This is a genomic window from Pseudomonas sp. CFBP13509 (assembly GCF_005233485.1).
GTDB classification, from domain to species: Bacteria; Pseudomonadota; Gammaproteobacteria; order Pseudomonadales; family Pseudomonadaceae; genus Aquipseudomonas; species Aquipseudomonas marginalis.
On the sequence record NZ_QGAA01000011.1, the window covers coordinates 93,142 to 116,856 of the forward strand.

The 23,715-nt window shown below is 62.5% G+C and carries 11 protein-coding genes; 8 read left to right on the forward strand and 3 right to left on the reverse strand.

What is annotated here, in order from left to right:
* Positions 1 to 124: 124 nt before the first annotated feature.
* From PspCFBP13509_RS19245 to PspCFBP13509_RS19270, 6 genes are all read left to right on the forward strand, one after another.
* Positions 125 to 2,650: an acyl-CoA dehydrogenase gene (locus PspCFBP13509_RS19245; protein ID WP_137212518.1), complete on the forward strand. Its 2,526-nt coding sequence runs from the start codon at positions 125 to 127 to the stop codon at positions 2,648 to 2,650.
* 151 nt (positions 2,651 to 2,801) lie between these two features.
* Entirely contained in the window at positions 2,802 to 4,145 is a 1,344-nt protein-coding gene (locus tag PspCFBP13509_RS19250) for a 3-oxoacyl-ACP reductase (RefSeq protein ID WP_137212519.1), read from the forward strand.
* 4 nt (positions 4,146 to 4,149) lie between these two features.
* On the forward strand, positions 4,150 to 5,040 hold the full coding sequence (locus PspCFBP13509_RS19255; protein ID WP_137212520.1) for a MaoC/PaaZ C-terminal domain-containing protein: 891 nt from the start codon (positions 4,150 to 4,152) through the stop codon (positions 5,038 to 5,040).
* Positions 5,037 to 6,335 (forward strand): acetyl-CoA C-acetyltransferase, encoded by a 1,299-nt coding sequence (locus tag PspCFBP13509_RS19260; RefSeq protein WP_065927126.1) that lies wholly within the window; start codon positions 5,037 to 5,039, stop codon positions 6,333 to 6,335. Before PspCFBP13509_RS19255 ends, PspCFBP13509_RS19260 begins: the two co-directional genes overlap by 4 nt.
* A 31-nt stretch (positions 6,336 to 6,366) precedes the next feature.
* Positions 6,367 to 8,070 (forward strand): AMP-binding protein, encoded by a 1,704-nt coding sequence (locus PspCFBP13509_RS19265; RefSeq protein WP_065927125.1) that lies wholly within the window; start codon positions 6,367 to 6,369, stop codon positions 8,068 to 8,070.
* Positions 8,071 to 8,212: 142 nt separating this feature from the next.
* The gene (locus PspCFBP13509_RS19270) at positions 8,213 to 9,031 is read left to right on the forward strand and encodes a hypothetical protein (RefSeq protein ID WP_137212521.1); all 819 of its coding nucleotides are present in this window, start codon (positions 8,213 to 8,215) and stop codon (positions 9,029 to 9,031) included.
* Positions 9,032 to 9,103: 72 nt separating this feature from the next.
* On the opposite strand, the gene PspCFBP13509_RS19275 is transcribed toward PspCFBP13509_RS19270, so the two are convergent.
* Entirely contained in the window at positions 9,104 to 10,219 is a 1,116-nt protein-coding gene (locus PspCFBP13509_RS19275) for a Gfo/Idh/MocA family protein (protein WP_137212522.1), read from the reverse strand.
* 298 nt (positions 10,220 to 10,517) lie between these two features.
* On the opposite strand from PspCFBP13509_RS19275, the gene PspCFBP13509_RS19280 reads away from it, so the two are divergent.
* The gene (locus PspCFBP13509_RS19280) at positions 10,518 to 11,546 is read left to right on the forward strand and encodes a WD40/YVTN/BNR-like repeat-containing protein (protein ID WP_174562745.1); all 1,029 of its coding nucleotides are present in this window, start codon (positions 10,518 to 10,520) and stop codon (positions 11,544 to 11,546) included.
* 15 nt (positions 11,547 to 11,561) lie between these two features.
* On the forward strand, positions 11,562 to 13,937 hold the full coding sequence (locus PspCFBP13509_RS19285) for an efflux RND transporter permease subunit (protein WP_137212523.1): 2,376 nt from the start codon (positions 11,562 to 11,564) through the stop codon (positions 13,935 to 13,937).
* 54 nt (positions 13,938 to 13,991) lie between these two features.
* Here the strand turns inward: PspCFBP13509_RS19285 and PspCFBP13509_RS19290 are convergent, their stop codons facing one another.
* Positions 13,992 to 18,662, reverse strand: a complete 4,671-nt coding sequence (locus tag PspCFBP13509_RS19290) for a dermonecrotic toxin domain-containing protein (protein ID WP_137212524.1) — start codon at positions 18,660 to 18,662, stop codon at positions 13,992 to 13,994.
* A 44-nt stretch (positions 18,663 to 18,706) separates the two neighbouring features.
* Positions 18,707 to 23,584, reverse strand: a complete 4,878-nt coding sequence (locus PspCFBP13509_RS19295; RefSeq protein ID WP_137212525.1) for a dermonecrotic toxin domain-containing protein — start codon at positions 23,582 to 23,584, stop codon at positions 18,707 to 18,709.
* Positions 23,585 to 23,715 lie beyond the last annotated feature (131 nt).

Sequence of the window (23,715 nt, forward strand, 5' to 3'; positions counted from 1 at the left end):
TTAAATAAAAATTTCAAAACAAAATTTGAATTTGTCTTTCCAAGTTTGTAGTGTGGCTTTACGCCGCAGGTCGATCCGACCTTTCGCACGTAAACCACGCCCTGAATCGAGTAGAGGTATCCCCATGGTTATCTGGTTATTGGTGGGTGTCGCAGCCGCGATTGCCCTGGCGTATCGACAAGCTGCCGCCATCCTGTGGTTGGGCGCTGGCCTGATCTGGCTGACAGCGGGTTACCTGTTCAATGGGGTGGCGGCTTTCGGCGCCACCGTCGCGGCAGTGCTGGTGGTATTGCCGGCGTTGTTGATGAGCCTCAAACCGTTGCGCCGCGCGCTGTTGACCGGCAAGGCCCTCAATCTGTTTCGCACGATCATGCCGGCGATGTCCGACACCGAGCGCGCCGCCATCGAGTCCGGCACCGTGTGGTGGGATGCCGAGCTGTTCAGCGGCAAGCCCGACTGGCAGCGCCTGCTGCAAGCGGCCCCGGCGAGCCTGAGCGCCGAGGAGCAAGCCTTCCTCGACAATGAAGTGGAAACTTTGTGCGATATCGCCAACGACTGGGAAACCACCCAGGTCTGGCAGGACATGTCCCCCGAAGGCTGGCAGTACACCAAGGACGCCGGCTTCCTTGGCATGATCATTCCCAAGCAGTACGGCGGCAAAGGCTTCTCCCACTACGCCCATTCCCAAGTGGTGATGAAGCTGTCGACGCGCTGCTCGGCGGCGGCGATTTCGGTGATGGTGCCCAACTCCCTGGGCCCGGCCGAGTTGCTGTTGCACTACGGCACCGACGCCCAGCGCAATTACTACCTGCCGCGTTTGGCCCGGGGCGAAGACATCCCGTGCTTTGCCCTGACCAGCCCGTATGCCGGCTCCGATGCCGGGGCGATTCCCGATCTGGGCATCGTCTGTAAAGGCACCCATGAAGGCCAGGAAGTACTGGGTTTCCGTGTGACCTGGGACAAGCGCTATATCACCCTGGGACCGATCGCCACGGTGCTCGGTCTGGCGTTTCGCGCGGAAGATCCGGACGGATTGCTGGGGCCGAAAGGCTCTCTCGGCATCACCTGTGCCCTGATCCCCACCTCCCATCCCGGCGTAAACAGTGGTCGCCGGCACTGGCCGCTCAATGCCGTATTCCAAAACGGCCCGACCACCGGCAAGGATGTGTTCATCCCGCTGGAGTGGGTGATCGGCGGCCGCGAACAGGTCGGCAACGGCTGGCGCATGTTGATGGAGTGCCTGGCCGCCGGCCGCGCCATTTCCCTGCCGTCGGCCAACGTCGGCCTGGGCAAGGTCGCGGTGCGTGGTACCACGGCCTACGCGGCGATGCGCAAACAGTTCGGCTTGCCCATCGGCAAGTTCGAAGGGGTGCAGGCGCCGCTGGCGCGCATGGCCGGGCACCTGTATGCCTGCGATGCGGTGCGCAAGGTCTCGGTGGCTTCATTGGATGCCGGTGAGAAACCCTCGGTGATCTCGGCCATCGCCAAGTACCACGTCACCGAACGCGCGCGGATGATCGTCAACGACGGCATGGACATCGTCGCCGGCAAGGGCATCTGCATGGGCCCCAATAACTTCCTGGCCCGTGCCTATCAGCAAAGCCCCATCGCCATCACGGTGGAAGGCGCGAACATCATGACGCGCTGCCTGATCATCTTTGGCCAGGGCCTGATTCGTTGCCATCCCTATGTGTTCCGCGAAATGGAAGCGGCGCGCAACCCGGATCGGCGCAAGGCGCTGGAGGAATTCGACAGCGCGATGTTCGGTCATGTGAGCTTTGTATTGGCCAACACCGTACGTGCGGCGGTGCATGCCCTGACCGGCGGGCGCCTGATTTCCGCACCGGCCAAGACCGACCCGGCGCTGGCAACCTACTATCGCCAGGCCAATCGTCTGTCGGTGGTGCTGGCGCTGATCTCGGATATTTCCATGGGCGTGCTGGGCGGTGCCCTCAAGCGCAAGGAAAGTATCACCGGGCGTTTGGGCGATATTCTCTCGCAGCTGTACATCCTGTCTTGCGTGCTCAAGCGCTTCGAGGATGACGGCCGGCCCCAGGCAGACCTGCCGCTGGTGCATTGGGCGGCACAGGACGCATTGCTGCGTGCCCATGAAGCCCTTGCCGAAGTGCTGGACAACTACCCCTCCACAGCGGCGGCGGCGGTGCTGCGTGGCTTGACGTTCCCGTTCGGTATTCCGTTGCGCAAACCTTCGGATCAGCTGCTGGCCCAGGTGGCCGATGTGGTGCAGATCCCCGGCGAAACACGCGACCGCCTGCTGGCCAATTCCTACATTCCGCGTCCGGAAATCGACAAGCTGGCCTACGGCGAATTGGGCTTGCGCCTGCTGCCGCAAGTCGAGCTGATCGACGCCCGGCTCAAGCCGGCCATCAGGCAAGGCCTGCTCGAACCGATGCCGATTGCCGCCACGGCCTTCACCGCCTGGCGCGTCAAGGCGCGGGCGCTGGACCTGATCAGCGACGACGAAGACGCCTTGCTGGCGCGCTATGTGGAATACGCCGACCACGCTATCCAGGTGGATGACTTCCCCCAGGACTTCGGTTTGCTGGAGGCGTTGCAGCAGCGCAGGCAGGCGTTGGAGCCGGTCGCCAAGCGGCGCAGCAGCCAAAGCGAAAACGCCTCGGTCAACTAGGACAAACGCGGTCAATGTGGGAGAGGGATGGGTCCAATGCCAGTCATGTAGGAGCGAGCAAGCTCGCTCCTACATGACTGGCATTAGGGCTTGCCCCCTCCGACATGGATCGGGTTTACACGGCAAGTTTGTGTTGTGAGTGGATCTATCTATGAGTGACAGCTACCTATCGTTCGTCAATTCCCCCTGGGGCCGTCGCCTGGCCCAGGTGGTGGGCTTGCCCCAGCCCGTGCCGTTGCAGCGTCACCGCAGCGGCCAGCCAGGCCTGGCCAACCCGGTGATTGTCGCCGGGGCAGGGCGCCTGGCTGCGCAGGTGCAACAGGTGTTCAGCGCCACCGACACGGTCACCGCCACCCCGGCGACGCTCAAGGCGCCGTCCACGGTCAAGGTGCAGGGCGCAGTGTTCGATGCCAGCGGCATAACCGGCTTGCAACAACTGGGCGAGCTCTATGAGTTCTTCCACGCCAACGCCAAACGCCTGGGCCAACATGGCCGCGTTGTGGTGCTGGGCACCGCGCCGGAACACTGCACCGAGTTGCCCCAGGCCATCGCCCAGCGTGCGCTCGAAGGCTTGGTGCGTTCATTGGCCAAGGAGTTGCGCCGGGCGATCACCGTGCAGTTGTTGTACGTGGCTCCGGGAGCGGAAGACGCACTGGACAGCAGCCTGCGTTTCTTCCTGTCGCGGCGTTCGGCCTATGTGTCGGGGCAGGTGGTGCGCCTGGAAAAACCGGTGGATGGGCAGGTCGCCGTCAATTGGGACAAACCCTTCGCCGGCCGACGCGCGCTGGTCACCGGTGCTTCCCGAGGCATTGGCCTGGCCATCGCCCAGGTCCTGGCCCGCGAGGGCGCCCATGTGGTCTGCGTGGACGTGCCCCAGGCCCGGGACTCGCTGCAACAGGCGGCCGCGAGTGTGGACGGTTCAGCGCTGCCTTTGGACATCACGGCAGCGGACGCCGCTGTCCAGTTGCATGCCCATGTCGGCCAATACGGTGCCTTCGATGTGGTGGTGCACAACGCCGGGATCACCCGCGACAAGACCATCGCCAAGATGACGGAGGCGGCCTGGCGCAGCGTGCTGGCGGTCAACCTCGAAGCACCGTTGCACCTGAGCAGTGCCTTGTTGGATAGCCAGGGCCTGAATCCGGGGGGGCGTATCGTGTGCGTGTCGTCGATCTCCGGCATTGCCGGCAACCTCGGGCAAAGCAACTACGCCACCTCCAAGGCCGGCGTGATCGGCCTGGTGCAAGGCCTGGCCCCGCGTGCGGCGGCGCAACAGGTCACGGTGAACGCGGTGGCGCCGGGGTTTATCGAGACCCAGATGACCGCAAAAATTCCGCTGATGATTCGCGAAGCGGGGCGGCGCATGAACTCGATGTCCCAAGGCGGGCAGCCGATCGATGTGGCCGAAACCATTGCCTGGCTGGCGCACCCGGCGTCGGGCGGGGTCAATGGCCAAGTCGTGCGCGTGTGCGGCCAAAGCCTGCTGGGAGCCTGAGTCCATGGACTACGTGACGCAGATCATCGACCCACCGCCATCACGCACGCGCCTGTTGCTGGACGGCGTACGTGGCCTGCGCAAACCCAAGCTCGACGGCGCACCGCTGTTGCCCAGGGAGCGCCTGGTGCGCTCGGCGGTGGAATTGTCCGCTGCGGGCATTGCGGCTTACGGCCGTGCCTGTGGCTTTCGCCGCGAACAAGGCGTGCCGCTGTCGTACCCCCATGTGCTGGCGTTCCCCCTGCACCTGATGCTGCTGACCCGTCCGAGTTTTCCGTACCCGGCCAGTGGCATGGTGCACCTGGCCAACCGCATCCGGCAGCACCAGCGCCTGCAGGAAGGCCAGGCGCTGCGCCTGGAAGTCTTTTGCGAACGTTGGGTGGCCCACGCCAAGGGCCAGGCGCTGAGCATCGCCACCCGTGCCTACAGCAGCGGCAGCCTGGTGTGGGAAAGCGACAGCCTGTACCTGCGCCGCGCGGTGAAAGGTCCCGTCGGCGAGCCATGGGAGGACGCGCTGGCGTTGCAGGAGGAGGGCCTGTTGCGCACCCAGCGCTGGGTGTTGCCGGCCGATCTGGGGCGGCGCTTCGCCAAGGTCTCCGGGGACTTCAACCCGATCCACACCTCACTGATCGGCGCCAGGCTCTTCGGTTTTCGCCGCGCCATCGCCCATGGCATGTGGACCCTCGGCCGCGTATTGGCCGCTCAACAACCCCCCGGGGGCCTGGGTCAGGCCGAAGCCCATTGCGACTTCAAGCTGCCGATCTTCCTGCCCGGCCAGGTCGCCCTGTGGCAACACCCCGTGAGCGGCCCGCAGCGCGAATTCGAAGTGCGCAATTTCGCCGGCGACAAACCGCATATGCGCGGGCTATTTGTCTGGAATGAGAGCCCTACATGAGTGACTACAGCTTCAATCCGGCCCCGACCCGCCGCGTGGCGATCATCGGCGGCAACCGCATCCCGTTCGCCCGTTCCAACACGGTGTATGCCCACGACAGCAACCAGGACCTGCTGGTGGCGGCGCTGCAAGGCCTGGTCGACCGTTACAATCTGCACGGCCAGCGCCTGGGCGAGTTTGCCGCCGGCGCGGTGATCAAGCATTCACGGGATTTCAACCTGGCGCGTGAATCGCTGCTGTCGACCACCTTGTCCCCGCAGACCCCGGCCTACGATGTGCAGCAAGCCTGCGGCACCGGCCTGGAAGCGGCCTTGCTGGTGGCGAATAAGATCGCCCTCGGCCAGATTGACGTGGGCATCGCCGGTGGTGCCGACACCACCTCCGACGCGCCCATCGGCATCAATGAATCCCTGCGCCACACCTTGCTCGCGGCCAACCGCGCCAAGGGCATGGGCGACAAGGTGAAGGCGCTGCTGAAGGTGCGTCCGTCGATGTTGTTCAAGCCGCTGTTGCCGCGCAATGGCGAGCCGCGTACCGGTTTGTCCATGGGCGAACATTGCGAAGCCATGGCCCAACGCTGGCAGATCAAGCGCCTGGCCCAGGACGAGTTGGCCCTCACCAGCCACCAGCGCCTGGATGCCGCGTATCAGCGCGGTTTCTTCGACGACCTGATCAGCCCCCATCGCGGCCTGGCGCGGGACAACAACCTGCGCGCCGACGCCAGCCTGGAGAAACTCGCCGGCCTGTCCCCGGCCTACGACCGCCAGCACGGTACCCTCACGGCGGGCAACTCCACGCCACTGACGGATGGCGCCTCGGTGGTGCTGCTGGCCAGCGAAGATTGGGCGGCGGCCCATGGCTGGCCGGTGTTGGCCTACCTGCGCACGGGCGAGACGGCGGCGGTGAATTTTGTCGACGGCAGCGAAGGCCTGCTGATGGCGCCGGCCTACGCCGTACCGCGCATGCTCAAGCGCGAAGGACTGAGTTTCGCCGACTTCGATTTCTTCGAGATCCACGAAGCGTTTGCCGCCCAGGTGCTGTGCACGCTCAAGGCCTGGGAAGACGCCGACTACTGCCGCGAACGGCTCGGCCTGGAGGCGCCGCTGGGGGCCATCGACCGCGCCAAAATGAACGTCAACGGCGGCTCTCTAGGCTGCGGCCACCCGTTTGCCGCCACCGGTGGCCGGCAATTGGCGGCGCTGGCCAAGGCCATTCACGAGCGGGGCGGCGGTCGCGGCCTGATTTCCATCTGCGCGGCGGGCGGGCTGGGCATTACCGCTATCGTCGAAAAGTAGCCCCATCAAAAACAACAATAAGGAGACTGCCATGAACGCTATCAGCCTGGAACACACCGAACGGGTCTGGTTGAACGCTTACCTGCCCGGCGTCCCGGCGGACATCGATGCCGGTATCGAGGACTACCCGTCGTTGCGCGAGGTGTTCCTGGAGCACCTGGAGAAATTTCGCGAGCGGGTCGCCTACGTCAGCATCGGCACCGAAATGACCTACGCCGACTGGCAGGTGCAAGGCATTGCGTTCGCCGCCTGGCTGCAGGGCCAGGGCGTACAGAAGGGCGACCGCGTGGCGCTGATGATGCCCAACTGCTTGCAGTACCCGATCTGCCTGCTGGGCACGATCCTGGCCGGCGCGGTGGTGGTCAACGTCAACCCGTTGTACACCGCCCATGAGCTCAAGCACTTGCTCAAGGACAGCGGCGCCGAAACCGTGGTGATCTTCGAAAACTTCGCCCACACCCTGGAAAAAGTCATCGCCGGCAGCAGCATCAAGCGCGTGGTGGTGGCCGCCATCGGTGATCTGCTTGGCAGCTTCAAGGGCGCGGCGATGAACTTCATCCTGCGTCGCGTGCAAAAGCAGGTGCCGGCGTTCAACCTGAGGGGCTCGGTGCGTTTCAACCAGGTGCTGAAGCAGGGCCGCGCGCTCAACCACTTCCCGGTGGACATGCACCTCGACGACCTGGCCTTCCTGCAATACACCGGCGGCACCACCGGGGATGCCAAGGGCGTGATGCTCAGCCATCGCAATATCATCGCCAACCTGTTGCAGGCCAAGGCCTGGGTCGGCGACCAACTGGACCAGGACAAGCAGGAAACCAACGTCACCCTGCTGCCGCTGTACCACATCTTTTCCCTGACGGTGAACTGCCTGATGTTCATGTGCCTGGGCGGGCGCAACATCCTCATCGCCAACCCGCGGGATGTGAAGCGGGTGCAGATGATCCTGCGCAAGGAGCGCTTCAATGGCATTGCCGGGGTCAATACGCTGTTCAACGGCTTGCTGGAGAATAAGGAGTTCTGCGCCCGGGACTTCTCCGACCTGCGCATGGTGATCGCCGGCGGCATGGCCACGCACACGGCGGTGGCCAAGCGCTGGAAGGACGTCACCGGGCTGCCGATCATCGAAGGCTACGGCCTCACCGAATGCTCGCCGGTGGTGAGCATCAGCCCGATCGACATTGCGCGCATGCGCGAAATGGAATTCACCGGCAGCATCGGCGTCCCGCTGCCGTCGACCTGGGTACGGTTTATGCGTGAAGACGGCGAGCTGGCCGATATCGGCGAGCAAGGCGAACTGCAGGTGCGCGGCCCACAGGTGATGCAGGGCTATTGGAAGCGTCCGGACGCCACCGCCGAAGTGCTCGACGCCGAGGGATGGTTGTCGACCGGTGACATCGGCGTGATGGATGAACGCGGCTATATCCGCCTGGTGGACCGCAAGAAAGACATGATCCTGGTCTCGGGCTTCAACGTGTACCCCAATGAAATCGAAGACGTGGTGGCGCTGCACCCGGGCGTCGGCGAAGTGGCGGCCATCGGCGTGGAAGACGGCGTGACGGGGGAGAAGGTCAAGATCATCGTGGTGCGCAAGGACCCGAACCTGACCCAGGAACAGCTCCTCGCCCATTGCCGCGAATACCTGACGGGCTACAAGGTGCCCAGGTATGTGGAGTTTCGCAGTACCGAGTTGCCTAAAACGACAGTGGGCAAAGTGCTGCGTCGAGCCTTGCGCTAGAAAAGCAGGAACTGATTCGGACAGGCTTGCCACATAAGGACTACTTGCAACCCAGCGTTATCGCTGTGTATCTGCGTCCTGGTGCGACGCTGGACAGGCAGGTGAACACTTTTTGGCCAAACCGGACTGGAGACATCAAACGATGTTGGCGCCTGCTCTTGATAAACCTGTTACTTCCTCACGCCTGGACTCGGAGGTGGATCAGGGCAATAGCTCTTCCCCAAAACCAACGGCGAATTCGTCCGCCACTCCGCAAAAGAGCGCCTCAATCAGCTTTCAGTCGAGTGACACCCCGCTGTCGCCGGCGTTTTACGCGAACGCGGATACCGCCGGCTTCGAGGCGCGTGACCGTGCACAGCAGATCAAAGCAGGTTATTGGCCCCTGGGGGTTATGAGCAATTTCAAGCTGTTCGTCCGCCACTGCTTTGGCGCCCAGCGCCCTCCAAGTCCCGACCCGTTCCCCTGCAGGCCCTGCTACGGTTTCGGTAGCAAGAGCAATGCGGACCTATCACGCATGCTGCTCGACAGGTTCGATGACTTCAAGGCACCCAATGGGTTCATCACCAAGGACGGCCTGAAGGATATGGCCGGCAAACCGCTGACCGGCGATTATGAAAAAGACCAGAATATCCGCCTGGCACGGGAACTGATGAGGCGTGGAGACCTGGTCGATGATATGGACCGTCACCATATCACCGGCGGGCTGGATGGCCTGATCGATCGAAACAACCTCAACATCACGATGTTTAAAAACCAGAATGACAAAGAGTTGGCCCGAGAGCTGATGCGTGATGTCGATCTGTTCAAGGCCCCGCAGTGGCCCTTCCACCTCAGCCTCGAAAAACTGCATGAAGTTGCCAACTGGACCGTTACCAGGCATCCCTACTTCGGTCGCCAGGCCTGGCTGGCGAAGGAACTCCTCAGGCGTCCCGACATGCTCGACAGGCTTCACTTCCGCTGATTGAGAGGTGTGCAGGTGATCTGAAAGTCGGGAGGGGGGCTTGCCCCTCCCACAAGGGTTTTGCATTGCGCTTCAGAGCGAGTTTAGGTTGACCCAGCGTTCTTCACGGGCCGCCACACGAATCGCCGTCGCCAGCCGTTCCACCTCCCACGCCGCGTCAAAGTCGGTGCCATTCGCGCCCTGGCCGGCCAGCGCCATGATCAACTCCTGCACCTCCAGGGTCTTCAGCTCGTTGTAGCCCAACTGATGCCCCGCCGCCGGGCTGAACGCTGCGTAGCCGGGCAGGGCAGGGCCGGCCAGCAAACGCTGGAAACCGTCCTGGCCGACACGGCACAGGCGCAGTTCATTCAAGCGCTCCTGATCGAACGCCAAGGTGCCCTTGGTGCCGCTGATCTCGAAACTCAGGTGGTTCTTGTAACCGTGCTTGAGCCAACTGCTGCTCACCGTGCCGCGCGCGCCGTTGGCGAAGCGCAGCAGGGCGTGCACCTGGTCATCCACGGCGATGGCTTTCTGCTCGGCGCTGCCTTTGACGGCCGGGCGTTGGGCGTGGACGGTCTGGGTGTCGGCACACACGGTGGTCACATCGCCCACCAGGTAACGCGCCATCGACAGCAAGTGGCTGCCCAGGTCCGCCAGGGCGCCACCGGCATGCTCCACTTCACAGCGCCACGACCACGGTGACGCCGGGTCGGCCATGAAGTCTTCGCTGAACTCGCCCTGGAAGCTGATGATGTCGCCGAGGTCACCCTCGGCAATCAATTGCCGCGCCAGGCCGATCATCGGGTTGTGCTGGTAGTTGTAGCCGACCCGCGTCACCACCCCGGCTTCGCGGGCGGCCTGGCGCATGGCATCGGCCTGCTCCAGGCTGACCGCCAGGGGTTTTTCGCAGTACACCGCCTTGCCCGCTGCAATGGCCGCCATCGCCATGGGAAAGTGCAGGTGGTTCGGCGTGGTGATGGCCACCACATCCACGGCGGGGTCGTCGATCAGCGCCTGCCAGTCGCCGTGGGCCTGGGCAAAGCCCCAGGCCGTGGCACAGCGCTGGGCGCGTTCGGTGTCGGCATCGGCCAGGGCGGCCAGCTTGAGGTGTACCGGCAGTTCAAATACCGCCCGGGCATTGTTGAAGGCCAGTGCATGGGCGCGGCCCATGAAGCCTGTGCCGATCAAGCCGATTCCGAGTTCACGCATAGCCGTGGTCCTTTGGATTATTGTTTTCAGGAAGGCTATTAATGGAATAAAAATTCCCATATTTCAATAGATGGAATAAAAATTCATTAATCAGCCTGGCTGATACCCGCCTATTCAGGCATGGCCAAACGCCGTCAGTTAACAAAAGATAACGTAGCACCGATTGTCAGACGATTCGAAAGCCCGATAGGATGGCCCCTGCTTCCTTCAGGCGCTCTAGATTGCAGGTTTCAGGGCCCGGGAAGGCGAGACGACCTAACAATAATAAATGGGAGAAAGGTCTATGAGTGAGCCTGTCATGGGTTGGGTTGTTTGCCGCCCACGCGCCGCACGCAGGGTTGCGTTGCTGGCCGCAGCGCTCTCGCTGTTTGGGACTGTCGCGTTGCCGACCGTCGTCCAGGCCGCCAGCGATACCTCTTTTGCGATTGAATCCCCCAAGGCCGCCAAAGGCCTGATGATCGATGTCGTCCATGCCGGCAAGCGCCTGGTGGCGGTCGGTGATCGTGGGCACATCCTCTATTCCGATGACCAGGGCAGCACCTGGACCCAAGCCAAGGTCCCCACCCGGCAACTGCTCACGGCGGTGTATTTCGTCGATGACAAGCAGGGCTGGGCGGTGGGCCATGATGCGCAAATCCTCGCCAGCACCGACGGCGGTGCCACCTGGACCCAGCAGTATCAAGACCTCAAGCGTGAAGCGCCGTTGCTCGATGTGTGGTTCAACGATGCCCACCACGGCCTGGCCGTGGGCGCCTATGGGGCGCTGATCGAAACCACCGACGGCGGCAAGACCTGGGAAGACGTCAGCGACCGCCTCGACAATGAAGACCAGTTCCACCTCAACGCCATCGCCCGGATCAAGGACGCCGGCCTGTTTATCGTCGGCGAGCAGGGCAGCATGTTCCGCTCCAGCGACGACGGTCAGACCTGGGAAAAACTCGAAGGCCCCTACGAGGGCTCGCTGTTTGGCGTGATCAGCACCGCACAACCCCAAACCCTGCTGGCCTACGGCTTGCGCGGCAATCTTTACCGCTCCACGGATTTCGGCAGCACCTGGGAACAAGTCGAGCTCAATGCCGCACGCGGCGCCCTGGAGTTCGGCCTGTCGGGGGCCACCTTGCTCGAAGACGGTTCGCTGGTGGTGGTCGGCAACGGCGGCAGCGTGGTGGTCAGCCATGACGATGGCCAGACCTTCAGCGTGTTCAATCGCCCCGACCGTATTTCATTGTCGGCCGTCACGGCGGCAGGCAACGGCAACTTGATTCTGGTCGGGCAGGGTGGTGTTCGCGTCGCCACACCCACTGGCGCCGAACCGACAAAACAATAAGAAGGCGGGGAACGCATGAGCAGTCATCACAACGATAAAGCGACCTTTCTTGAGCGCCTGATCTTCAATAACCGCCCGACAGTCATCGTGATCTGCCTGCTGGTGAGCATTTTCCTGTTCTGGCAGGCGACGTTGATTCGCCCGTCCACCAGCTTTGAAAAGATGATCCCCCTCAAGCACCCCTTCATCGAAAAGATGATGGAACACCGCAACGACCTGGCCAACCTGGGCAACACGGTGCGTATCTCGGTGGAGGCCAAGGACGGTGACATCTTCACTAAGGAATACATGGAGACCCTAAGGCAGATCAACGACGAGGTGTTCTACATCTCCGGCGTCGACCGTTCGGGCCTCAAGTCGCTGTGGAGCCCCAGCGTACGCTGGACCGAAGTCACCGAAGAAGGCTTCGCCGGCGGTGAAGTGATCCCGCAGAGCTACAACGGCTCGACGCAAAGCCTCGATCAACTGCGCAACAACGTGCTTAAGTCCGGCCAGGTCGGACGGCTGGTGGCCAACGATTTCAAGTCGAGTATCGTCGACATCCCGCTGCTGGAGTCCTACCCGGACCCGCAGGACCAGGGCAAGCTGCTGGCCCTGGATTACCGCAAGTTTTCCCATGAACTCGAAGACAAGATCCGCGACAAGTTCGAAGCCCAGAACCCCAACGTCAAGATCCACATCGTCGGCTTCGCCAAGAAGGTCGGCGACCTGATCGACGGCCTGGTGATGGTGGTGCTGTTCTTCGGCGTTGCCTTCGTCATCACCCTGGTTCTATTGCTGTGGTTCACCAACTGCCTGCGCAGCACCATCGCCGTGTTGAGCACCACACTGGTGGCGGTGGTCTGGCAACTCGGCCTGATGCACTTCTTCGGCTTCGGGCTGGACCCGTACTCGATGCTGGTGCCGTTCCTGATCTTCGCCATCGGGATTTCCCACGGTGTGCAGAAGATCAACGGTATCGCCCTGCAATCCAGCGAGGCGGACAACGCCTTGACGGCCGCGCGGCGCACCTTCCGGCAACTGTTCCTGCCGGGGATGATCGCGATCCTCGCGGATGCCGTGGGCTTTATCACGCTGCTGATCATCGATATCGGCGTGATCCGCGAACTGGCCATCGGCGCGTCCATCGGCGTGGCGGTGATCGTGTTCACCAACCTGATCCTGCTGCCGGTGGCGATTTCCTATGCGGGTATCAGCAAGCGTGCCATCGCCCGGAGCAAGAAAGACGCGCACCGCGAACATCCGTTCTGGCGCCTGCTGTCGAAATTCGCCAGCCCCAAAGTCGCGCCGGTCTCGGTCCTGCTCGCGCTGGTCGCCTTTGGCGGCGGCCTCTGGTACAGCCAGAACCTGAAGATCGGCGACCTCGACCAGGGCGCGCCGGAGCTGCGCCCGGATTCGCGCTACAACAAGGACAACAACTTCATCATCAGCAACTACTCCACCAGCTCCGACGTGCTGGTGGTGATGGTCAAGACTAAGGCCGAAGGCTGCTCGCGCTATGAAGCCATGGCGCCCATCGACCAGTTGATGTGGAAGATGCAGAACACCGAGGGGGTGCAATCGGCGATCTCGTTGGTGACCGTGTCCAAGCAGATGATCAAGGGCATGAACGAGGGCAACCTGAAATGGGAAACCCTGTCGCGCAACCCGGATGTGCTGAACAACTCCATCGCTCGCGCTGACGGCCTGTATAACAACAATTGCTCCCTGGCACCGGTGCTGGTGTTCCTCAACGACCACAAGGCCGAAACCCTCGACCGCGCCGTGCATGCGGTGCAGGACTTCGCCAAGGAGAACAACAAGGCCGGCCTGGAATTCATCCTCGCCGCCGGTAATGCCGGGATCGAAGCGGCCACCAACGAGGTGATCAAGGAGTCCGAGCTGACCATCCTGATCCTGGTGTACCTGTGTGTGGCGACCATGTGCATGATCACTTTCCGCTCCTGGGCCGCGACCCTGTGCATCGTGCTGCCGCTGGTGCTGACCTCGGTGCTGGGTAACGCGCTGATGGCGTTCATGGGTATCGGCGTCAAGGTCGCGACCTTGCCGGTGGTGGCGTTGGGCGTGGGGATCGGCGTGGACTACGGCATCTATATCTACAGCCGCCTGGAGAGCTTCCTGCGTGCGGGGTTGCCGTTGCAGGAAGCCTATTACCAGACGCTCAAGTCCACCGGCAAAGCGGTGCTGTTTACCGGCCTGTGCCTGGCCATCGGTGTGTGCACCTGGATTTTTTCGGCCATCAAGTTCCAGGCCGACATGGGCCTGATGCTGACCTTCATGCTGTTGTGGAACATGTTCGGTGCGCTATGGCTGTTGCCGGCGCTGGCGCGGTTCCTGATCAAGCCTGAGAAGCTGGCGGGGCAGAAGGGTAATTCGCTGTTCGCCCACTGAGCCTGCAGCCTGTGGCGAACGCGTAAGTGCCGCCGCCACAGGCTATTGCCGGTCTCACGACTCGAAGGACAGGAACCAGCGTTCAGCCAGCTGTTTGCCGATCAAGCCTCGATGCACATTGACGATGGCCTGGGGACTTTGCGCCTTGGCCAGCAGGCTGTAATAGCTCTCGCGGCGTTGCTCACGGGTTTTCAAATGGGCGGCCGTGTAATCGGCCTTGGGCGTATTCGCGCCGGGGTAGTGAAAGTGCGCGTACCACAGCGTAAAGCCTTTCGCGTCGTTGATCGCGTACTCCTGGATGAAGTCACGGCGTGGGCCACCCAACTGAATACGTTTGCCCAGCAACGCAACGTTCGCCTGTTGCTGGTCGATGAGGTATTCGAGGTTGGCATGGGTGGGCGGCAGTTGCAGGCACAGTTGCAAACGTAACGCCTGGCCTTGGCTGTTCAACCGCGAGTAGGCCTCGCGCAGTTGCACCACCAGCGCTTGGTCGGCGGCGCTCCTGCTAGCCTCGGGTTGGGCTTCGATGGCACGGTGCAGCTCTGTGGCCAAGGTGTCATAGCGCACGGCTTCATACTGCAAAATTTCCTGCACTTCCTGCGGGTGCCTGGAGATTTTTCGATAGGCCTCCCCCCGGTTCAAGTGGTCCTGAAGCATGGCCAGGAGTTTGCGTGCCTGGCCCTTTACTACGCTCAGGCTACGGGTCGGCGCCGGCGGTTGTGGGGCCGGCGCCTGGACGAATTCAACCCATTCATCACCGCTTTGTGAATACATCCCCAGCAACTGGTCGCTGCCCTCGGCGCGAACTTCGACGATATCCACGTTGCCGATGGGCTTGAGTTCACCGATGAATGTGCCTTTGCGGCGGGTCTTGATCACGCGCTTAGGCGCAGCGCCGTGGCTGCTCATCGGGCGTTTTGGCAAGCGCTTGGGCGCTTGTGCCGCCGGTTTGATTTCGCTGGCCAGGCGCTGGCTGGCGTCCTGGTAGAGCGCCTCGACCAGCGTGAACAGTTTGCTGCTGTAGGTGTGGTCGAGGACTTCGGCATCGAGGATGCCAAGGCCCTGCAAGGCGTCGAGGGCACTGCCATAGTGCTCCACCAGGCTCTCCAGTACATTCAGGCGGTCACTGCCCGGCAGTTCAAGGCTGTTGAGTTCGCTGTGGGTGCGTACATGCTCCTGCAACGGATCGACGATGGTGTTCAAGGCATTGAACAGAGGATGTTCAACGTCTTTGACAATCAAACGCTTCAAGCAGCGAATGTGCAGGTCCTTGACTGCCAGGGCGCTGATTTCGTTCGACCGGTCGGCCGTCAATCCAGTCGCACTCTCGGCGCCGGCAGGGCTCAGCTCAAACAGCTGTTCCAGGGAGCGGTCCTTGAGCTCCAGCCAATGAATGCTGCGTTCATTGATCTCCAGCAGCCGCTGGAGAAACTGCCGGTAGCTCGCCGGCTCACCAAGCACCGCCAGGTACAACGCCGGGCCTTCGCGGGTAAAGCGTTGATTGGCGCGATAGAGGGCTTGCCGGTCATTTTCTGCCACGACCACATGCTTGCGCGTATTTTTGACGGTATTTTCCAGGATGCGCTCGAGCGGTGTAAGCGGTAATGCGATGCCCAGTTCGCCCCGTTCCTTGGCGCTGTCCAGGATCTTCTGAAATTCCGCTGTCTGGCTGTGCAGCGCGCTGTCAAATTGTTTTCGGATCCGGGCCCGTTGGGTTTCTCCGATCGTCGGGTCCTTGTCGGCTTTGTCCATGGCCGCTTGAGCTTCATCGGCGGAGCTCTGCAGCGACGCCTGGCCTTTGAGAAATTGCTCATACTCGGTTTGCAATTGGCTGATACGCATCGCTTTACGTTGGCGTTCGGCGGCAATGCGGCCCAGGGGCATGCCACCGCGCAGGCGCAGGCGGGTATCGATCGTCCACGTGCCGGGCGTCTGCGTCCTTAGGTAAGGGCCGCTGCGATCAGGGTCGGCGGGATCCACAATCACCACGCTGGCGTCGTGCCCCAGGCTGACTTGAAACAGCTCACCGTCAACCCGTGCATGCCAGGTGGTGCCGATCAAGTACAGCCCCTTGCGCGGACCGTTGAGCACCGGCTGCGGCAACGTGGCAGGTGGTGTGACCCTGAAGGTTTGCAAGCGCATGCGCTGGCTGTGGGTGAGGCGCTGGTGGGCCTGGGCAAAGCTGAAATCCAGGGCGGTGTGGTTGCCCTGCGGCAGCTCGCCGGGCAGGGCGACGGTGCCTTGGCGAATCTGGGCCGGCGCAGGCACCGGCCATTGTTCGGCGCTGCGCCGTGGCAGCGCGGTGGCGGAGGCGGGCGGTGTGACCGCCAACGGCAGCGGGCGCCGTGTGATGGGCGTTGCCGGGAAGTCCAGCAGCAACAGCGCGACGTTCAGCAACAGGTCGATGCTGCCCTGTTCACGGACCTTGGGGTTCTGGCTGCCGAGCGCCTGGATGTCTTGCGTCAGGCTGGTCGTGATGGCCAGCAACCACCCCATCAGCATTGCCGGGCCGCGCAGCACGGGTTGTATAACACTGAAGAACAGCAAACCGCTGCCTTCGCGCAAGGTCTGCCAGCGACTTTCACTGTTGGACACGGAGGCTCGGTCAGCCTGTTGTACCAAGGCGCGGGCGTTATCGCTGAACAGGTACTGCATCAGGCTGCCCGTGACCAGGCACTGCTGCAATTCTTCGTTGATACCATCGAGTGCCAGGGTCGCCGGCGGCGGCGTTTCCCTGGGGGCGAACTCATCGCCCTGGCCGAACCGCAGGTAATGGGGTTCGTGAAAACCTCCGTTGTCGTAGATCGGCCTGGTGTTGTCGGGCAGCCAGGTCAGGATGCTGGCTTGCATGTCGCCAGGTGCGGCGATCGCGGCCAGCAGGTCGGCGTGGCTGGCGTACTCGTGCAACGGTTGGGCATAGAGCGGGCGAAACAGCAGGTGCGGGCCGCTGCTGACGTCCTGGAACTCAATGATGTACATGTTGCTCACCACGTCCGGTTGGGCGGCGGGGCTGTGCAGCAGCGCCAGATGACGAATCACCACTGCACGGCCGTCGAGTTGCTGCTCGCTGCTGGTGGCCTGCATCAGGCACTCGACCATGCGTGCGCCCACGGGCGTCACACCGGCTTCGCGCTTGAGGCTCAACTCCAGCGCCAATAGCGGCAGTTGTACCGACAGGTGTTCAGCGAACAGCGTTTCCTGGGCGCGGGCCTTGGCCGTATCGCTGAGCAACTGGTCCTTGAGGTAATGGGGGTAATGCTGGCCGATATCCACTCGCTCAACCAGGGCGATAACGTAGGCCGGTGTCAGCCACGCCGGTAAGGGGGTGCCCTGGCGATGGGCGAGGGTGAACTCGCCGCTGGGACGACCACTCAGGTTTCTGATGGCCAGCTCCGTGAGGCTCATGCGCACGTGCTCGACAATCCCGGCACCACCCGGGTAACCGGCGGCAACCACGAACGTCAGCTGCACATCATCCGGGTTAAGCCCCTGTGTCGGGATCTGGTCTGGACCGTTGCCGACGGCTGTTTCACGGCCCATTTCGCGTTGTAGGGCCGCAACGGTAAAACGTTGGATGTCTTCAATGTCGGTGGCAAGGGCCGGGTCCTGTGCGCGTTGTTTCAGGCCCGCCAGGGCCAAGGTGTAATGGCGGTAGCGGGCACGGTCGGCGGGGCTGGCGCCACGCAGATTCTGCGGTAGCTGCGCACGCACGCTGGCGAGTGTTTGCGCAGGGGCTTGCAGGGCGTCGAGAAAGCACAGCCCTGGGTCGGTGATTTCCAGGTACAGCGTGTGCAGCGTCTGCAGGTCTTGGCCGAGTGGCAGTTGCAGGGCGCCCAGGCGCGTGAGTTGCTGGTTCAGAATCATCGACGCCTGGTGGTCGAAGATGGAGCCTTCGGGTTCGTAACGATTACAGGTAATCGTGCTGGCCTGGTAGTGCGCCGCCAGGCGCTCGCCCCAGGCCTGCAAGAGCGCGTCCATTGAGGCAAAGGATTCGACTTGCCCGTTTGGCGCACACAAAAGGGCCGGCGCCACGCCGTTGATGGCGCGGGTCAGCACCATGTGTTCGGTCAGTTGGCGATCGGCCTGGCCATTGCTGCTCAGCGTGGTCTCAAGCCCATAGGCGAGCACGCTGTGGTCGCCGTGTTTGGCCAGGCGTTGTGCACGGTCCGGGGTGGTGATGAGTTGGTCTAGGGTTTGCCAGGCGGCCTCGTCCAGTTCCGGCTGGCGCAGGGTGCTGGCGCGCAAGGTGCTCCTGAGCATGTCGCTGAGCCAGCGCCAGCGGCTGACTGTTGTGTCTGACGGGGCATTCCAGTACTCGGCCAATGCGTCTTGCAGGGCAATGGGCAGGGTGGGCGGCAGCGTCTTGATCAGCGCCTCAATGACTTTCATGTCCGGCCCAGGGGTCTCGGTGCCGGGTAGCTTGAGGCGCTTGGGCGGGACATCCGACAGGTAGTAGGGCAGATGGTCGACTTCGTTGAAGTCCAGTGGTCCACCTTCGGCCAGGTAGCGCTGGATAACCGTCATCAAGGGGGCCAGGGTCCAGCCACCTTTCCCGGTGGGGGTTGCCAGGCGTGTGCGCGACAGGTCGATGATCAAGTCGGGGTATGTTTCGGCAATGGCTGCGCCGAGTAAGGGTTGGATCACCGCCTCCAGGGAGGGGCGACTGGCAAATTGGGCACTGACGGCCTGGGCGGTCAGCGCATGAGTAGTGGGTGTTGCGTGCATCGACATAAAAATCCTTTTTATGGGCGGTCAGCCCGACGCGGGGTTTATTCAGGTATCAGGACGAGGAACAGTTGTTGGTCCAGCGGCCGGTTGATGGGGCTGTAGAGGTCATTGACGATCACGTGGCTGTCCGGGCCTGCCTTGGCGATCAGGTCCTTGAAGGTGGTGAACCGGTGTTCCGGGCGTTTGAGGTGGGCGGCGGTGTAGTCGCCGCGCGGGCTGTCGGCGCTGCTGTAGTGAAAATGCGCGTACCACAGCACGTCGACGCGGTTCTTTTCGCGAATGGCAAACTCCGAGACATAGTCATTCGCGGCAGTGCGCTGCGGGCCATGCACCAGGCCGATATCCACGGCGGCATGGCGACGCAGGTAATCAATGTTTTCCTGGCGCGGACGCTGGGCCTTGTAGCCTTCTATGCAGTGTTGCTCACCCTGACGGCGCAGGTCCGTTGCACGCATGCGCAGGCGCTCCAGGGCCTGGGGGACATCAGGCTTATCCAGGTGATGGGCCTGGATTTCATCGGCAATCGCCTCGATTTTCCTGGCTTGGTGGCCGAACATGTCATTCCAGTCTTGTGGGTTGACGTCGTCACGGCGCTGCGGGTCGGCCAGTTTGCGTTTCTGAAACTCGATGGATTTTTCCAGGGCGGTGATTTGATCGATCAGCCGCTGAGCTTCCGTACGCAGGGTCGCCAGGGCTCGCTGGCGTGGCACGGGTGCCGGGCGCTGCGGCGGTGCGTCGACGATTTCCACCCAGCCTTCATGGGGATGCTCCATGAACCGCGCGCTGATTTCGTCGGTCAGCGGGTTTTTGACCACAATGGTTGGAAAGGGCATCTCGGCGTCGGGGGGCAGCAGGTTGCCCACCAGTGTTCCTTTGTCCCGCGACCGGAACACGCGCTTGGTCGGGGATGGCAGTTGCGCTGGTTTGAAACGCACGAACTGGGCAGGCAGGAATTCATCCTCGCGCAGTACATCCGCCAGGTCTGTCTCGGCCGCGGCGCGCAGGGTTTCCAGGCGCTCGATCAACAGCGGCATATAGCGCGGACGCAGCAGTGTCGAGTCCAGTTCCATCAGCATGCGGTAGGCCTGGAGGCGCCGGCTGTAATGCTCGATCACGTTCACCAACACCTCTTTGCGCTCGGCAGAGGTGAAGCCTTGGGTGGTCAACAGGTCGATGTACGAGTGCTCTACGGAGACCTGAGGGAAGTGCAAGGTCTCCAGCCGCGCCATAAAGTATTCTTCCTGGGCGGTGGCTGGCTCCCTCAGCTCATCAATGCTCAACGCCGCCAGCAGGTCGAGCGGCTCGACAATGGCACAGAGGCGGTTGTAGAAGCGCCGATGGGGCATGGCATTGAGGAACTTCAGGCGCTCTGCCGGCCCGGTCTTGAGGCGGTTCGCCATCTCTTCCAACGTCATGTCGATAGCAATCAGGGACTGGGCATGGCGCTCGGAGGTGGCAAAGTGCATTTCAGTCATATCGAGCAACCGCTGATTGGCCGGCTCGTCGCGCTCCATCCGCAACAGGTCGTTCATCAGCTCGCCCCGATCAGACACAAACGTGGCGGTGTGCAGTGACGCCAGGAAGCTGACATCCACCTCCTGCGCCGCCAGCAGGGTTTGGTACTGTTCCAGGCAACTGGACTCATAATCGAACTTGCCATCGGCCGCCTTGACCTGCGCGTAGGCGTCGATTATCGCGCGGCGATTTTGCTGTAACTGCTCGGTGACCGGGGCGTACTTTTCATAGGCCACGAGAAAGTGCAAGCGAGCCCGGGTCCTGTTACGCGCCTCAACGGCGTGGGCGCTGACGGCTGACGGGTCATTAGGGGACAGGCGCAGGCGTTGCATTGCATGGGCCAACTCGCGGTCGCGCACTTCAAATTGTTTCTTGGTTGCCGTCACGGTGTCGAACAAATGGGCGGTTTGGTCAATTTGTTCAAGGATCTGGCTTTCCAGGCGAGTGACCTTCAGCCACGCCTCTGCACGTTGCTGTTCAATTTGCGCCAACTTGGCCTTGAGTCGGTTTTTCGGCCCCCCTCCACGCAGTTTGAGACCCAGGTCCAAGGCCCAGCGTCCTTGCCCGTCGTAGCTGAGCTTAAAGCCTGGGTGCAGGTTTTTTTGTGGATTGACGATGAACACTTCGCCTGCGTCGGGAACGATGCTGACCTGGAACAGCAGGCCGGCTACCGAGGCATGCCACTGCTGACCAATGCGGTACAACCCTTTGAAGGCACCCAACTCGACCGGAGAGGGAGCGGGCACCGGCCAGGCTACGTGGTGCTCGAGCAACGCGTTGAACAGACGGCGTCGGGAACCGTCACGCGCGGTGGAGTGGATGAAGTCCACCTCGGTACGATCACTCGCAGGCGGCTCGGACGGCAGGCCAACCGGGCCTTGTTCAATCTTTGGCGCAACGTGTGCAGACGGCGTGGGAGGTCGTCGCAGCAAGGTACTCAAGGCCTTGGACACGGGCGGTTTGGCTGGGGTGAAAGCGGGCTCGATTGATGGATGTTGCGCCGACGCCCTGTGTATCAGTAACAGGCCGATATTGAGCAGGACATCGACCCAGGCCAGTTCGCGTGCGACCGGGTCATCGCCGTGCAAGGCCTCCAGGTCATGTTGCAGGCTGACGGCCAGTTGTACCATCCAGCCCGCGACCATGGCGGGGCCGCGCAGCAACGGCAGCAATAGTGCGTTGAACAGCAGCCAGCCACCCTCCAGCAAAATCGCCCAGCGGCTTTCGGCGTTGGACACGGCGTCACGGTCGGCCAGGTCGACCAGCGCCCGCGCGTTGCTGCCGTACAGGTATTGGGTCAGGTTGCCAGCGGCCAACGACTGGGCGAGAGACCCCAGCACTGCATCCCCGTTGCTATCGTCCGCCAACTGCGCGGGTGCCGGTGCCGGCCATTGCACGGTGTCGTCGCCCTGGCCAAAACGGATGATATGCGGGCTGACAAAGCCGTTGTTGCTGTAGATCGGCCGGGCGTGGTCGGGTAGCCAACTGAGCACACTGTCTTGCAGGGGGCCAGGCTCAGCAATGGCGCCCAACAGCGCGTCACGGCTCGCAAACTGGCGTAGCGAGTCCGGATACAGCGGCCGGTAGAGGATATGCGGACCGACCTGACGGTCCGACGCCTCGATAATGAACATGTTGTTGACCACATCCGGCTTGGAATGCGGTGTGCGGTGGAAGGCCAGGGCGTGAATCACAATGCTCAGGTCGTCGACCACCCGGTCTGCGGCGCTGCGCTGCATCAACGCCTGCACATAACGGTAGCCTTGCCAGGTCATGCCATGCTCGCCCCGTATCTTGTGCTCCAGGGCCTGCAGTGGCAGGCGCACGCGCAATGCTTGGTCGAACAACGCTTCACGGCGTTGGGCTTCACTGTCGTTGCCCAACAACAGGGCCCTGAGGGTGGTGGGGTAGCGTTCGCCGATATTGGTGCGAGCGATCAGCCCCTGGGTGCTGGTGAACAGGCCTTTTTCTCCCAGCAGGTAGTCGGCGTTCATCCAGGCCGGTATCGTCGCGCCGGATTTGGAGCGCAGGGTCAGGCTTCCCTGGGGCGCGGCCGCCAGGTTCTTGATCGCCAATTGCGTCAGGCTCATGGACACGGGCGTGAGGTAGCCGCTGCCCAGGTCGCCGACGGGTACATGGAAGGTCAATTCAAGGTCGTCCGGATCAATCGTCGTGACCTCGGGATGATCGGCGTGGATCTGTTCGAGCAAGGTATTGCGCGTGAAGTCATGCAGGTTCTCGACGCCATCCAGAAACGAAGCCCCCGCTGTTTGCCGGTGTACGCGTGCCAATTCAGCCAGCTGTTGGCGGTAGGCAAAACGATCACCGGGTGTCGCTGTTTGCAGCCACACGGGAAGGTTCGCCTGGAGGGTGTGCTCAAAGGTCGGGCTCGGCGCCGGGGCCTGGATGAACCAGGGCGTGGGGTCTGTGGTGTCGGCAATGCGCTGTTCCAAGGCGTTCAGGCCGTCGCTGGCCGGCAGCACGACGGTGCCGAGCGCTTCCAGTTGTTGGTTAAGCAGCAAGGCCGCGAGGGTGTCGAAACTATTGCCATCGGGCTCATAACGTTTGATGGTCACGCTGTCGGCCAGCACCTGGCGCGACAGGTCCCGCCCCCGCGCCTGGGTGAAGGCTTCAAGGGAATCATGGAACTCCAATGTGCCGTTGCTGCGGTACAGCATGACGTTTTGTGCCTGCACCACCAGCAATTCGGGTTCCATGATGTTGGCGGTGTGGCTGCCCTGGACGATGCTCGTTTCCAGGCAATAGGCATGCACCCCGCCTTGCACCGGCGTCGGGCGCGTTCTTTGGTCCGGGTAAGCGGTCAAGTGGTGCAGGGCTGTTTGTTGTTGCTGGTACTCGGCCGGTAACAGGCTGGCGGTGCTGCTCAAGCCTGTGGCCAACAGGTCGCCCAGCCATTGCCAGCGGATAGGGCCGGTATCGCCCGGCTGGTTCCAGTAATCTGTCAGAGCGTCCTGGAATACCGTCATCAGGGTGGGTGTCAGGTCGAGGATTTTCGCCTTGATCAGTTGCAAATCCGGCTCTCTGACCGCTTCGGCCTCATAGGTCAGGGGATGGGGCGCTCGGTTGGTCAGGAAGCAGCGGCGCCCGTCGATGACCGTGTCCGTGTCTAACAGCGTACCGCTGCCCACGTAATCGAGCGCCACATCCAGCAAGCGCTTAAGGTCCCAGCCCCCGACCAGGTTAGGGACCGCTAGCCGGGTAAGCTGCACGTCAAGGTCCAGCGGCGGGTATTGCTCTTTGATCGCTTTTTGCAGCATTTGCCCGAACACCGCTCTCAGGCTCGGGCGCGAGGCGAACTGACGGCTGACCGCCTGGGCCGGGGCGTCGCTGTGTTGGGTAAAGGTCGGGGGTGTGGGCGGCAGCGGGGGGGGCGTAGTTGGCATAGCAGATTCCATTCCGTGGCTGAAAAAGTGTCGTATCGGCCCAAGCATGGCGACTGGTTGGCGGGGAAAGGTGGTAGTCGATTACCGCAAGAGGGGAAACGCGCGCGAGATTGGCCTATCATCAGCGTCTT

Bases quoted from the DNA above. Each gene is read 5' to 3' on its own strand.
- PspCFBP13509_RS19290 (WP_137212524.1), bottom strand. From the start codon at position 18,662: ATGCACGCAACACCCACTACTCATGCGCTGACCGCCCAGGCCGTCAGT.
- PspCFBP13509_RS19270 (WP_137212521.1), top strand. From the start codon at position 8,213: ATGTTGGCGCCTGCTCTTGATAAACCTGTTACTTCCTCACGCCTGGAC.
- PspCFBP13509_RS19255 (WP_137212520.1), top strand. From the start codon at position 4,150: ATGGACTACGTGACGCAGATCATCGACCCACCGCCATCACGCACGCGC.
- PspCFBP13509_RS19285 (WP_137212523.1), top strand. From the start codon at position 11,562: ATGAGCAGTCATCACAACGATAAAGCGACCTTTCTTGAGCGCCTGATC.
- PspCFBP13509_RS19250 (WP_137212519.1), top strand. From the start codon at position 2,802: ATGAGTGACAGCTACCTATCGTTCGTCAATTCCCCCTGGGGCCGTCGC.
- PspCFBP13509_RS19275 (WP_137212522.1), bottom strand. From the start codon at position 10,219: ATGCGTGAACTCGGAATCGGCTTGATCGGCACAGGCTTCATGGGCCGC.
- PspCFBP13509_RS19280 (WP_174562745.1), top strand. From the start codon at position 10,518: ATGGGTTGGGTTGTTTGCCGCCCACGCGCCGCACGCAGGGTTGCGTTG.
- PspCFBP13509_RS19295 (WP_137212525.1), bottom strand. From the start codon at position 23,584: ATGCCAACTACGCCCCCCCCGCTGCCGCCCACACCCCCGACCTTTACC.
- PspCFBP13509_RS19245 (WP_137212518.1), top strand. From the start codon at position 125: ATGGTTATCTGGTTATTGGTGGGTGTCGCAGCCGCGATTGCCCTGGCG.
- PspCFBP13509_RS19260 (WP_065927126.1), top strand. From the start codon at position 5,037: ATGAGTGACTACAGCTTCAATCCGGCCCCGACCCGCCGCGTGGCGATC.
- PspCFBP13509_RS19265 (WP_065927125.1), top strand. From the start codon at position 6,367: ATGAACGCTATCAGCCTGGAACACACCGAACGGGTCTGGTTGAACGCT.